Origin of the sequence: Eubacterium sp. AM05-23, from assembly GCF_003477535.1 — a bacterium.
Lineage (GTDB): Bacteria > Bacillota > Clostridia > Eubacteriales > Eubacteriaceae > Eubacterium > Eubacterium maltosivorans.
Window position 1 is genome coordinate 51,059 of sequence record NZ_QUDF01000001.1, and the last position, 12,413, is coordinate 63,471.

General features: G+C 47.6%; 18 protein-coding genes. 17 read left to right on the forward strand and 1 reads right to left on the reverse strand.

What is annotated here, in order from left to right:
* The first annotated feature begins 148 nt into the window (after nt 1-148).
* The 3 genes from DW091_RS00235 to DW091_RS00245 are packed head-to-tail and all read left to right on the forward strand — an operon-like array spanning nt 149 to nt 2,702.
* Entirely contained in the window at nt 149-568 is a 420-nt protein-coding gene (locus DW091_RS00235; protein WP_096920534.1) for a 4Fe-4S binding protein, read from the forward strand.
* Nucleotides 565-2,457 carry an aldehyde ferredoxin oxidoreductase family protein gene (locus tag DW091_RS00240; RefSeq protein WP_096920533.1) on the forward strand — a complete coding sequence of 631 codons (1,893 nt, stop codon included), beginning with the start codon at nt 565-567 and terminating at the stop codon, nt 2,455-2,457. Before DW091_RS00235 ends, DW091_RS00240 begins: the two co-directional genes overlap by 4 nt.
* Nucleotides 2,454-2,702, forward strand: a complete 249-nt coding sequence (locus tag DW091_RS00245) for a MoaD/ThiS family protein (protein ID WP_096920532.1) — start codon at nt 2,454-2,456, stop codon at nt 2,700-2,702. The genes DW091_RS00240 and DW091_RS00245 overlap by 4 nt, the downstream gene beginning before the upstream one ends.
* A 201-nt stretch (nt 2,703-2,903) precedes the next feature.
* Here DW091_RS00245 and DW091_RS00250 read toward each other — a convergent pair whose 3' ends face one another.
* Nucleotides 2,904-3,098: a (Fe-S)-binding protein gene (locus tag DW091_RS00250; RefSeq protein ID WP_074617848.1), complete on the reverse strand. Its 195-nt coding sequence runs from the start codon at nt 3,096-3,098 to the stop codon at nt 2,904-2,906.
* A gap of 101 nt (nt 3,099-3,199) precedes the next feature.
* On the opposite strand from DW091_RS00250, the gene DW091_RS00255 reads away from it, so the two are divergent.
* The 14 genes from DW091_RS00255 to DW091_RS00320 all read left to right on the forward strand — a co-directional run bounded on the left by DW091_RS00255 (nt 3,200) and on the right by DW091_RS00320 (nt 12,318).
* Nucleotides 3,200-3,871, forward strand: a complete 672-nt coding sequence (locus DW091_RS00255) for an MBL fold metallo-hydrolase (protein ID WP_158577787.1) — start codon at nt 3,200-3,202, stop codon at nt 3,869-3,871.
* 134 nt (nt 3,872-4,005) lie between these two features.
* Complete coding sequence (locus DW091_RS00260) at nt 4,006-4,368, forward strand: arsenic metallochaperone ArsD family protein (RefSeq protein ID WP_058693185.1); 363 nt, start codon at nt 4,006-4,008, stop codon at nt 4,366-4,368.
* Complete coding sequence (locus DW091_RS00265; RefSeq protein ID WP_096920530.1) at nt 4,358-4,843, forward strand: DUF6376 family protein; 486 nt, start codon at nt 4,358-4,360, stop codon at nt 4,841-4,843. The genes DW091_RS00260 and DW091_RS00265 overlap by 11 nt, the downstream gene beginning before the upstream one ends.
* Nucleotides 4,844-4,964: 121 nt before the next feature.
* Nucleotides 4,965-5,396: a MarR family transcriptional regulator gene (locus DW091_RS00270; protein ID WP_158501286.1), complete on the forward strand. Its 432-nt coding sequence runs from the start codon at nt 4,965-4,967 to the stop codon at nt 5,394-5,396.
* A 46-nt stretch (nt 5,397-5,442) separates the two neighbouring features.
* Complete coding sequence (locus DW091_RS00275) at nt 5,443-6,801, forward strand: MATE family efflux transporter (RefSeq protein WP_096920529.1); 1,359 nt, start codon at nt 5,443-5,445, stop codon at nt 6,799-6,801.
* 119 nt (nt 6,802-6,920) lie between these two features.
* On the forward strand, nt 6,921-7,373 hold the full coding sequence (locus DW091_RS00280; RefSeq protein ID WP_096920570.1) for a helix-turn-helix domain-containing protein: 453 nt from the start codon (nt 6,921-6,923) through the stop codon (nt 7,371-7,373).
* On the forward strand, nt 7,374-8,132 hold the full coding sequence (locus DW091_RS00285; RefSeq protein ID WP_096920528.1) for an ABC transporter ATP-binding protein: 759 nt from the start codon (nt 7,374-7,376) through the stop codon (nt 8,130-8,132).
* Entirely contained in the window at nt 8,110-8,754 is a 645-nt protein-coding gene (locus DW091_RS00290) for an ABC-2 transporter permease (protein ID WP_058693196.1), read from the forward strand. Before DW091_RS00285 ends, DW091_RS00290 begins: the two co-directional genes overlap by 23 nt.
* Nucleotides 8,755-8,875: 121 nt before the next feature.
* Entirely contained in the window at nt 8,876-9,169 is a 294-nt protein-coding gene (locus DW091_RS00295; protein WP_096920527.1) for a DUF3795 domain-containing protein, read from the forward strand.
* Nucleotides 9,170-9,171: 2 nt separating this feature from the next.
* Nucleotides 9,172-9,600: a GNAT family N-acetyltransferase gene (locus tag DW091_RS00300; RefSeq protein WP_096920526.1), complete on the forward strand. Its 429-nt coding sequence runs from the start codon at nt 9,172-9,174 to the stop codon at nt 9,598-9,600.
* Between the two features lie 227 nt (nt 9,601-9,827).
* The gene (locus DW091_RS00305; protein ID WP_158577788.1) at nt 9,828-10,409 is read left to right on the forward strand and encodes a 4'-phosphopantetheinyl transferase superfamily protein; all 582 of its coding nucleotides are present in this window, start codon (nt 9,828-9,830) and stop codon (nt 10,407-10,409) included.
* Nucleotides 10,410-10,418: 9 nt separating this feature from the next.
* Nucleotides 10,419-11,150 (forward strand): AzlC family ABC transporter permease, encoded by a 732-nt coding sequence (locus tag DW091_RS00310; protein ID WP_058693200.1) that lies wholly within the window; start codon nt 10,419-10,421, stop codon nt 11,148-11,150.
* Entirely contained in the window at nt 11,147-11,464 is a 318-nt protein-coding gene (locus DW091_RS00315) for an AzlD domain-containing protein (protein ID WP_074617859.1), read from the forward strand. The genes DW091_RS00310 and DW091_RS00315 overlap by 4 nt, the downstream gene beginning before the upstream one ends.
* 56 nt (nt 11,465-11,520) lie before the next feature.
* On the forward strand, nt 11,521-12,318 hold the full coding sequence (locus tag DW091_RS00320; RefSeq protein ID WP_074617860.1) for a MerR family transcriptional regulator: 798 nt from the start codon (nt 11,521-11,523) through the stop codon (nt 12,316-12,318).
* Nucleotides 12,319-12,413: the final 95 nt, after the last annotated feature.

The following is a 12,413-nucleotide window of genomic DNA, read 5'->3' on the forward strand; positions in this document are numbered from 1 at the left end:
GAGGACGAGCGTAGCAACGTCATTCCTGTAATAAAAAAATTCAAACGAACAAGAGACTCTGAGTTTTTTATCAGGGTCTTTTTTGTTCCCCAAATTCACAGAAAACCTGTTATAATAAAGATAATAAACAAGGAAGTGAGGGATAAAGATGGCCTATACCATTACAGAAAAATGTATCGGATGCACGATCTGTGCGAGAAACTGTCCGGTGCTGGCCATTACCGGTGAAAAGAAAAAGCAGCATATGGTAAATGACAGACGCTGTATCGACTGCGGCGTCTGCGGAAGATCCTGTCCACAGGGCGCCGTTTTGGACAACAGTGGAGAGACAGCGAATAAAATATCAAAAAATCAATGGAAAAAACCCATGATAGAGTCAGCTGTGTGCAGCGCCTGCTCAATGTGCGTGGACGGCTGCCGGTTTGGATGCCTGGCCATTTCGATGCCGGCCTTTAAAGGAGATATCCGGGTTTACGCCGAGCTGGTCAAGCCAAAGGCCTGTGTGGGGTGCGGCCTGTGTGAGAGCCTGTGCCCGCTCTCGGCGATCCGCATGGAGGTGATTCAATGAAGCCCTTGAATTATTTGCATATTAACCTGACAACAGGTAAAATACGCCCGCTGCCCATCAAAGAAGGCGTTGTGGCAGCATATCTCGGCGGTAAAACGCTTGCGGCCAAGCTGCTTTATGATCTGTTGCCAACGGGTGTGGAGCCCTTGTCAAAAGAAAACATCCTGATTATCAATACAGGAATTATGACGGACACAGGCGCGCCCTCCTCCAGTCGTTTTAACATGACCTTTAAAAACGTGATGACTGGGGGGATCGCCTCATCTAACTGCGGCGGGAGCTTTGGCATGATGATGCGGCGTGCCGGAGTGGACGGTATTATTCTGGCAGGCGGAGCGGAGAAGCCCGTATATCTGGAGATTCTGGACGGCGAGGCGGTGATCCACGACGCAACAGACCTGTGGGGGCTGGATGCTGAGGCGGCTCAGGAGCATTTTCCCAAGGTTTATGGGAAAGTGGTCATCGGGCCAGCAGGGGAAAACCAGGTGCGCTATGCCTGCGCTGTTTCAGGAGAGAGGGTAGCCGGCAGATGCGGCTGCGGAGCGGTAATGGGTGTCAAAAACCTGAAAGGCATTGTGGCCTATGGCACCAAACGGCCAGAGTTTTATAACAAACCAGCCTTTGACGCCTATGTGAAAAAGTGGGTGAAATTTATTCAGAATCATCCCATGACGGGCGACAGCCTGCCTCACTACGGCACTGCCGGTCTGGTAAATAACGCCAACGCCTCGCACGCCCTTCCAACCCATAATTTTAAAAGGGGACAGTTTGAGGCCGCGGAGGAAATCTGCGGAGAAACCCTTGCGGATAGATACCTGACCCGAAACGGGGGCTGCGTAAGCTGTCCCATACGCTGTGAACGGCGTGTAATGGTAGGCGGGCGTGAGGTAAAAGGGCCGGAGTTTGAGACTGTTGGGCTTTTTGGATCAAATATTGAAAACAGCAATCTGGAATTGATCAATGAGATTAATTATAAAGCGGATATCCTGGGGATAGACACCATTTCTCTGGCGGGTACCTTAGCTTTTGCCATGGAGCTCCAAGAAAAGGAAATGGCAGATTTTGGTTTGCGCTTTGGAGAAACTGGCAATTTGCTGGAGATCATCGAAAAAATTGCGTACCGTCAGGGTGTTGGCGACGAGCTGGCTGAGGGCAGCGCCCGGCTGGCAAAAAAATACGGCGGGGCGGACTTTGCCATCAACGCCAAAGGTATGGAGCTGGCTTCCTACGAGCCACGACGCTCAGTCGGTATGGGTCTGGGATATGCGACCTCCAACCGTGGCGGCTGTCACCTGAACGGCGGCTACCTGGCGCTCATGGAATCAGTGGGGGTCATGAGCGTCGGCGCACAGGGAACAAAGGGAAAGCCGGAGCTTACGGCTTTTATGCAGAACGGCATGGAGGCCGGTTCGGCAGCAGGCTTCTGCCTGTTCACCATGCAGACCATGATCCCGTCAATTTTATATCATATGGGACCAGTCAGCCCTGTAACCCATACGGCGGGTAAGGCAATGATCATGGCCCGGGGAGTTCTTGGAAAGATGTGGCCTTTGATGCCGGGTCTGCTGCCTGTTAAAACCATGTATCTGATGCCGCACTGCAAGGCCATTGAGTTGGCTACGGGTATGCGTATGACGACCGGCGAGTTTCTTCAGGCCGGCGAGCGTGGCTTTACCATCGAGCGGCTTTTTAATCTGCGGGAAGGTCTGACCGCTGAGGATGACAGTCTGCCGGGACGTCTGACGGATGAACTGCAGGAACCGGATGATCCCAGCACCAGAGTGGATCTCGAAACAATGCTGCCGGTATACTATAAAGTAAGAGGATGGGATGAACAGGGAGTGCCAAAAGCCGCGACTCTCAAGCGTCTGGGGCTTGGAAACTTATGATCACGATAAAATATTTTGGAGCGCTGAGGGCATCGACTGGCACAGCCCAGGAAAGCTTTGAGGCGGAAAATATCAAAGAAGTGCTGGTAAAAATAAAAGCCGCCCATGGGAAAGAGGCGGCGGCAAAAGCTAGACGATGTCTGATCCTGCTGAACAGTGATAATGTCAATCTGCATAACGGTATGCGGACCAGCCTGAAACCCGGCGATATTGTCAGCTTTGTCCCAGTCTGCGCGGGAGGATGAAGCTGAGTCCAATTTTGCGCTGCAAAATTGGCAGCGAGCAAGGAGAGAGCGATAGCGAACGAGCGAGCGCAACGAAGCAAACGTCTTGTTTGAAAAAAACCTCCGAAGGAGAAAAAAGTTTTTTTCAAATAAAGACGAAGCAGTCCAATTTTGCGCTGCAAAATTGGCAGCGAGCAAGGAGAGAGCGCAATGAAGCAAACGTCAGTCATTCAGAAGTGCTTCCACCGCTTTCCGGTTTTTTTCCTGTTCAGGAAGCCGAAGTGGTGCACAGCTGCTGAGATTGGCTTGATTTTTAGACAGCTTGTCGGCAAAGGCCATGCAGTTATCCTCCCCGCAGCGTTTACAGTTGCTGTGGGGCAGGTATTCATAAATATCCGTAGGGTAGATAGGTTCCATATTTATCCTCGCTTATAATCAGAATGAATTTATTGTACGCCTGTTCCGATAGGCTGTCAAGGCAGAATAAAAGGCTTAGATCGACAGAAGGGGTGATGGAGATGAGAAGATGGACAACCTCGGGCGGCATTGTCATTGAGCGTTTAAATACGTTAAGGTGTAATTGTTATGTGATTCAGTACAGTGACGCTGTCTATCTGGTGGATACCAGCGTAGTGACGGAGCGTCAGAGCATCGAACGACAGCTTAAAAGACTGGGAATCAGCGGTCTGGACGGCATTATTTTAACCCATGTCCATACCGATCATGTGGGAAATGCCGCCTATTTTCAGAAGAAATTTAATTGTCTGGTTTATGTGCATGCCCATGAGCGGACAGCGCTGAGGGACGGCTGCTGTCCGCTTCCTCAGGGAACCCTTCCCTTTACCAGAAAAATTGTGAGCGTAGCGGGAGCCCTTGGCGTTTGGACTTGTTTTGAACCTTGCAGAAATGTTATGGCGGTTGAAAACGGACAGTGCATTGGGCCGGGAATATGTGTGCTGCACACGCCTGGTCATACAAAGGGCTCCATGAGCCTGATTCTTAATGAGGATATTGCATTGGTTGGCGACGCTATTATCCATAGAAGCAAGCGGATCTATCCACCCTTTGCCAACGATGAGGTACAGGTAAAAAATTCTCTGCAAAAGCTGCTCGAAACCAATTGCCAGCAGTTTTTGCCAGGACATGGCGCAGCGGCAGGCAGAGAGGATATCCTGAGCGCACTGCTCTAAAGTGGCAGAAAAACAGCCTTGAGAATGACGGCAGGGCTGCTTTTTGCGGTCTGTAATGGAATATCTTTACTTTTAACCGAATTTATTAAGATTTCAGTGTTACAATGAGATCATTATAAACTGGGAGGATTCGAATGAAAGTATTAGAGCTTTTCGAGCCGGCGGCCATTGACGTGTCGGATGAAGACGCGCGTATGGACGCGGTGATTCAGGCACTTGTTAACGCCGGGGAAACGGTGAAGCGCTATGATATAATTGGAATGAAAAAGGATTTTGCCGAAAATGAAATGGTTGAAAACCTGCTGGACGCCGAAGGACCGGAGGTTTTACCCATTACCCTGATCGATGGTGTGCTGGTAAAGCAGGGTGGTTACCCCTCCAACACAGAGATTGCCAACTGGTTTGGCATTACAGAAGATACCATCGCTGCGTGCTGCAGAGCTTCGGGGAAGGGCTGCGGCAGCTGTGGCGGCTGCGGAGGGCAACATGAAAGTTAAAAAGAAGCTTTTTATGTCTGCCCTGGCTGTCCTTGTAACCTCGTTGGTATTTGCCGGCTGCGGCAGCAAGGACGGACCAGCGGGAAAGGCTGAGTACCTTGGATTTCTGGGCGGTCAGTTTACCTCGATGACCAGCACTGTTCAGAGTATTCAGGATAAGTTGTCGGGATTTACGGAGGATTCTCTGTCCGACAGCGCATGGGTAGCGGATATGGATAAGCAGCTGGACCAGGTCGATAAAGCATGTGACGCCATTATCAGCTATGATAAGGTACCGCAGGATTATACGGAGCTTCACAGTAAGCTCACCAATATGGCGAATCAGCTTAAACCGGCGGTGGCAGCGTATAAAACAGGAATTGAAAATAAGGATTATGATGCACTGTCCTCGGCCAACGAGCAGGTGAGAACTGCGGCGGCTTCACTTCAAGCGTATATCCCTGAGCTTAAAAATTTGCTGAGTGGTCAAAATTAGAAAACGAAAAACAGGCGGTCTGCCTGTTTTTTTGATTGACAAAACATAGAAGAAAATCTAAAATAGTTTATATGTAAACTGTTTAACAAGAAACTGTTTGCGGCCAAACCATATGGAGGAAATGATGTTTTTTAAAAATATCTCAATCATTTACCGCCACAGCGAGATTTTATTTCAAAAACGCCTGAGCGGTATGCAGCTCAATAATACAGAGCAGTCCATTCTCTTGTATTTAAAACACAATGACGGTGTTAACCAGCATGCCATTGCACGTTTTTTTCAGTTTAATAAAACCACTGTGGCGAAAACTCTGTCAGCCCTGGAGGATATGGGGCTTATTAAGCGTGAAACCAACTGTGAGAGCAAGCGTGAAAAGTGTGTTTATCTGACAGAGGCCGGCGATAAGGCAGTGGTTGCCATTAAGGAAAGCAGAAGGCAGCTGGAGGAGGAAGTGATGGCAGAATTTACAGAAGAGGAAAAGGTTTTGTTTGACGAGCTGTCAGAAAGGATTGCAGTTAAAGTTTGGAAGCTTAATCAGGAAAGTGACGGTTAAGACAGACTGTTTTATGAATGTGAACATTGGAGGAGAGTGAGATTTTATGGTTAATGATATGACCCGGGGCAAGCCGGCGAAAATTCTGATGGTCTTTATGCTGCCCATGCTGCTTGGCAACATTTTTCAGCAGCTCTACAATATAGTGGATACCGTCATTGTTGGGAATTATGTGGGCGCAGACGCGCTGGCGGCGGTTGGCTCAACGGCAGCAATGGTATTTTTACTGGTAGCGGTCGCCATGGGGCTGAGTATGGGCTGCTCAGTACTTATCTCTCAGTATTTTGGCGCGGGAGATAAAAAGAATATGCGCCGTGCGGTGTTTACCAGCATGGTTTTTATTTTGATCGTAGGAGCTGTGGTCTGTGCGCTGGGCCTTGCCATTTCAGACTGGCTGCTGCATCTGATCCAGACGCCGGCCAACATTTATGAAGGCGCGTCTACCTATATCAACATCTATTACATGGGATGCATTTTTTTATTTACCTACAACGGACTGGCTGCAATATGTCGTGCTGTGGGCGATTCAAAAACCCCTCTGTATTTTTTAATTGTCGCGGCGCTTTTGAATATTGTGCTGGACCTGGTATTCGTTATTTATTTTAACATGGGTGTGGCCGGTGTGGCCTGGGCTACGCTGATCGCGCAGGGCGTATCGGCCGTTACCTGTCTGATCTACGTTTATTTTAAAGTGCCGGTGCTTAAGCTTCACAGGGAAGACTGTGTGTTTGATTTTAAAATGCTGAAGGATCTGCTGGCCTATGCTATCCCTTCAACAGTGCAGCAATGTATTGTGTCGTTCTCAATGATGGCAATCCAGGGTCTGGTAAACAGCTTTGGTTCAGTTTTTATCGCGGGTTATACCGCGGCGACTAAAATTGACTCCATCGCCATCCAGCCATTGCTCAGCATTACCATGGCTTTATCTACCTTTACGGCGCAGAACATTGGCGCTGGCCGCACAGAACGTGTTTACGAAGGCTTTAAAGTAACGATTTTGATCGTGGTGATCATGTGCCTCGCGATTTCCGGGTTGATTTTTTTATTTGGGGATGTCTTTATCGGTGCGTTTGTGGATTCTGTTGCAGACGCGGGTGTTATCCAGGTTGGCGTTGAGTATATCCGCATCGTTTCAGTATTTTACGTGGTCATGGGACTTATGTTTTCAGCCGGCAGCGTGCTGCGCGGCGCGGGAGATGCCACAGCCTTTATGATGGGCTCTCTGTCAAACTTTGTTGTCCGTATCGCGGCTGCGTATATTCTGGCAGGAATGATCGGCGCAAGCGCAATCTGGTGGTCTATCCCCATGGGATGGGGCGTCGGCCTGGTGGTTAACTATGCCCGTTACCGCAGCAAAAAATGGGAAAATAAAGCCATTATCAGCAAAAAACAGATCGAAGCTTAAAGATGCGATGCCTAAGGGCATCTTTTTTAATGCAACTAAAACAAACATATTTTGTTAAAAATGGTTGGTGGACAATCGGGCAGATTCTGTTAAAATTGGTATCAGGAGGTATGGAAAATATGAAAAATCAGTTAAGTATGAATCTGACTGCACTCCGGAAAATGAACCAATATACGCAGGAGGAGGTAGCATCCAGAATCGGCGTTAGCCGTCAGGCTGTGGCAAAATGGGAAAGCGGCGAGAGCGCACCGGATGTCATTAACTGCAACGCATTGGCCGAAATGTACAATGTGAGTCTGGATGACCTTGTGAATTATAATGAAAAAGAAAGAGACGGCCTGGCCATCCCGCCAAAGGATAAGCATATGTTCGGCTGTGTGAGCGTGGGAGAGCGCGGGCAGATTGTTATACCTAAAAAAGCACGCGAAATTTTTGATATAAAACCCGGTGACCGGCTGATGGTTCTTGGCGATGAGGATCCTGAGAGAGCCGGTATTGCCATTGTAAAGGAAGATGTTTTTATGGAGCTTGCCGCCCAGATCATGGACGCAGTGAAAAGAGGCGAGGAATAGATGAATCTGTTATCTGTCGAAAATCTCAGCAAAAAATATCCGGCTTTCGAGTTAAAGGATGTCTCCTTTGATGTAAAGCAGGGCAGCATCATGGGCTTTATTGGAAAAAACGGGGCAGGAAAGAGCACCACCCTCAAGGCCATGCTGAATATGGTTCATCCCGACAGCGGCACCATTGAAATGTTGGGAAAAGATTTTAACCAGAACGAAGCATGGTGTAAGCAGAATATCGGTGTCGTGCTGGGAGGAATTGATTACTATCCCAAAAAGAAATTGAAGACCATCACCAAAGTGACCAGCCGGTTTTATGAAAAATGGGATGACAGAAAGTATCAGCAGGCTTTAAAGATTTTTGAGCTTGATGAGTGTAAAACTGTGGACCAGCTGTCAGCCGGCATGCGAGTTAAATATCTCATAGCACTGGCGCTTTCACACCATGCCAGCCTTTTGATTTTTGACGAGCCGACCAGCGGACTGGACCCTGTATCAAGAGATGATCTGCTGGTTTTGTTTAAAAAGCTGGTGCAGGCGGGTGACCGCAGCATCCTGTTTTCTACGCATATCACATCAGACCTGGAAAAATGCGCGGATACCATTACCTATATTAAGGACGGCGCAATTCTCGCCAGTGAAGATCGGGAAGCATTTATCCGCCATTTCCAGTATCTTAAGGATAAGGAAAGTGATCCTGCGCTGTCGCTGGAGGACATTATGGTTCACATGGAAAGGAAAAAATATGATGAGAGCATTGCTTTATAAAGAACTGCTTTTAACCAGTCTGCCGCCGATGTTTATCTTTATGTTCTTTGGTGCCATGCTGATGATTCCCGGCTATCCCTATTATGTTCCGTTTTTCTTTGGCTGCCTTGGGCTTTTCTTTACCTTTCAAAACGGGCGTGAAAACAAAGATACCTTCTATACTGCGGCGCTGCCTATCTCAAAGGGAGACGTTGTCAGAGCAAGATGCCTGCTGGTAGTGCTGGTAGAGCTTGGCGAGGTGCTTATCTCTGTTCCCTTTGCTGTTCTGCGGGCATATGTGCTGCCGCCGAATCCGGTAGGGATTGAGCCGAATCCTGCGTTTTATGGTTTTGTATTGGTGATGTTTACCATCTTTAATGTGATCTTTCTGACGCAGTTTTACAAAACAGCGTACAATGTTGGAAAGTCTTTTATAATCGCCCAGATTCCTCTGTGGCTATACATTATCGTGATGGAAGCACTGGTGCATTTCCCAACGCTCAGCGCTTATCTGGACACAACGGAGCCATCGATGATGTTGGGGCAGCTGCCGATTCTGGCAGCCGGGATAATAATTTATGTATTGGGAATACTGGTGGCCTGCCGTGTTTCTATCCAGCGATTTGAAAAAGTCGATTTATAAAATAATCAGTGAGCGAAGGGCGAGGGCCCTTCGCTTTTTATATAGACTGCAAAAAGATTGACAGGTGCCTTTAATTCCGTTATGCTGGACTTAAAGATCTAATCTTTAAGGAGTGAATATTATGAAAGAAATTATCAGTTGTTGTGGCGTTGTCTGTACAAGCTGTGAGTATTATCCTGAAATCTGCGCGGGCTGCCCAGCTATTGAGGGAAAAGCCTTCTGGCTTGAGTATACCGGTGGGGTAATCTGTGATATTTATAAATGCTGTATTCTCGAGAAGAAGCTCCCCCATTGCGGAAAATGTGAAGAGCTGGCATGCCACCGCTATTTTGATACCCCGGACCCTACCAAAACTCAAGAAGAAAATGAAGCGGATTTTAAGAGACAGATGAAACAGCTCAGGAGGATGAAATAGTCGTGAAGATAAGAAAAATGCAGTTTTCTGACATACCAGAACTCGCCAGGCTTTATTACCAGTTTTGGAGAGAAACATCAGATGTTGAGGCTATGAAGCGCCAGTTCAGACGTCTTGAAAAAACAGATACCCATATTCTTTTATGTGCGGAGGATGACAGCCGACTTATCGGGTCGGTGATGGGCATAATCTGTGAGGAGCTCTATGGCGACTGTCATCCTTTTATGGTGCTTGAAAATATGATTGTGGATAAAGCCTGCCGTCAGAGCGGCGTCGGAAAAGCTCTGCTCAGCGTTCTGGAAAAGCAGGCGAGGGAACGCGATTGCGCACAGATCATCCTGGTGACCGAAAAAAACCGGAAAGATGCCTGCTGCTTTTATGAAGCGAATGGATTCCAGATAGATAATACAGGGTACAAGAAAAAATTATGAAGTGTATGCTTACCCTTCGTTTTCTTTTTGTGAATCGATACAGCACTTTTTAACCAGTCACTGCGTGGTGCGCCGATTTGCTGAAAGGCAATTGAATACTGAGGGAAATAAGAAGCAGGTATCATGCTGGAATAAAGGTTGATTTAGGGAATTCCCTGAAAATAGAATTGAGTTGCAGTAAAAAAATGCGTATAATAGTAGTGTTATTATCTTTTGGAGGAAAATCCATGATTGATGTGTACACGCTGGATACGCATTTTTTTTCGGTTGCAGGAAAAACCGTGCATGTCGAGGTGCTTTTAAATAAGATATTTGAAGAAAGAGGACTGGCGGTTCCGGTAAAAATCAAGAAGAACCGCTATGGAAAGCCATTTTTAAAAGAATATCCCAGTCTGCATTTTAACGGTTCCCATTCGGGAGATTATCTGGTATGCGCAGTGTCCCAAAGCCCTGTGGGAGTGGATGTGCAGCGGATTGACCGGACAAAACAGGTCATGCCTCTGGCAGCGCGCTTTATGGCTCCGGCAGAGGTTTGTGGACTGGAATCTTTGGATGGTGAAACGCAGACGCGGGCATTTTACAGGCTGTGGGCGCAGAAGGAAAGCTATATGAAATACCGGGGCATGGGGTTTGCCCTGCCGCTGAGCGCCTTTGAGATACAGAGAGAGTCGGGGGAATACCAGGTCCTCGACCAGGGAAGCCCGGCAGAAGGCGTCTTTTTAAGAAGTCTGGGGCTGGCTCCGGATTACGAGCTATGGGTATGCGGCGAGGAGCCTGCGGTACGGGAAATTGAATTTGGAGTTTTATGAGGAATAGGAATGGAAAAAACAGAAGAGAAGATCATCATTAATAACAGTTTCGTAAAGGGATTAGAAGATGGAATTCCCATTGGGCTGGGCTACCTGTCCGTGGCTTTTACCTTTGGAATGATGGCCGTCACCCAAGGGCTTCCCGCATGGTCTGCGGTACTTATCTCCATGACAAATCTGACCTCTGCGGGGCAGTTTGCCGGACTGGATTTGATTGTGCTTGGCGCTCCCTTTGTGGAGATGGCCCTTACCCAGCTGATCATTAATTTGCGCTATGCGCTCATGTCTTTGTCGCTCTCGCAAAAACTGGAAGACTCTGTGACTACCCTGGAGCGTTGCCTGATCGCCTTTGGCAATACAGATGAGATCTTTGCCGTGAGCAGCGGACAGCCTGGAAAGCTGGGAAAATGGTATATGTTTGGCCTGATGGTGATGCCTTATATCGGATGGTCCGGCGGCACCCTGATTGGCGCGGCGGCCAGCACCATTCTTCCGGAGTTCATACGCTCTGCTCTGGGGATCGCTATTTATGGTATGTTTATTGCCATTATCATACCACCGGCCAGAAAGAAAAAATCGGTCAGAGCCGTGTTGGTTTTTGCGGTGGCATTAAGCTGTATTTTCACCTTTGCGCCTGTCCTCAATCAGGTATCGACAGGCTTTACCATCATCATCTGTACCATTGCGGCGTCGGCCTTTGGGGCATGGTTCTTTCCCATCAGTGAGGAGGAAGAAATATGACAGCCACTACTTTGTTAATTTACATTCTGGTTATGGCGGGTGTTACCTATTTAATCCGCGTTTTGCCGCTGGCCCTGTTTAAAAAGAAAATAGAAAGCAAATTTGTAAAATCCTTTTTATATTATGTGCCTTATGCGGTTCTCGGAACCATGACCTTTCCGGCTATTTTCTATTCTACCGGAAGCCTGTACTCTGCGACTGCGGGGCTGATCGTTGCCATTTTACTGGCAATGAAAGAAAAAGGCCTGGTCACCGTGGCTGTGTTTGCCTGCGCGGCGGTGCTGGTAGTGGAGACGGTGCTGGGATATTTGTAAAAAAGGATTGACTTTCCCCCGCGGGGCAGGCGTATTATAAATATGAGGTGAGAATCATGTACCGAATCAGTGAATTTTCAAAAATAACCAATTTAACGGTCAAGGCGCTGCGCTATTATGACGAGCAGGGAATCCTGGCGCCATCTCATCGGGACAGCCAGAATGGCTATCGCTACTACAGTGAGGAGGATTTCAAACGGGCACAGCTGGTTGCGCTGCTGCGATCCTTTGATTTTTCCATTTCCGAACTGCGGGACGTCATGGAAAACTTTGACGAGGATGCAGATCTGACTTATTTTCTGGAAGAAAAGAAAGCTATGATCGAGAATAAAATTGAAAAGGAAAAGGAACTGCTGAAAGAAATCTCCCTCTATATTGAGCCAGTCGGCCAGGAGGAAAGCCATATGCAGTATAAAATTGAAGTAAAACGTCTGGAGCCCGTAATGGTTGCATCGATTCGCTATCAGGGACTTTACAGTGAGGTGGGGAAGTATATCGCCAGAATATATAAAGCGGTGAAGGGGAGCGCCAGCGGTATTCCATTTAATCTGTACTATAATGAAGCCTACCAGGAAAAAGCGGATATAGAAATCTGTGTGCCTGTCAAGCGCTACATTGAAGCCGCGGGAATTGAGTGTAAGACACTCCCGGCAGTGGAGCGTGCTGTTTCGACCATACACCAGGGAAGCTACAGCCACTTTAATCACGCTTACAAGGCGCTGCTGGATTATTCCAAGGCGCAGGGTCTGAAGCTGTTGATTCCATCAAGGGAGATATACATAAAAGGACCCGGCGTCATTTTTAAAGGAAATGAAAATAAATATATGACGGAAATTGTCATTCCCTTTGAATAAACCCTTCATTTTATATTGACATTCCAAAACCCTTTTGCTAAAATAAAGGCGTTCATCGGAGGGTGTACAGTCTGTAAGATTGATATGCTGGATAA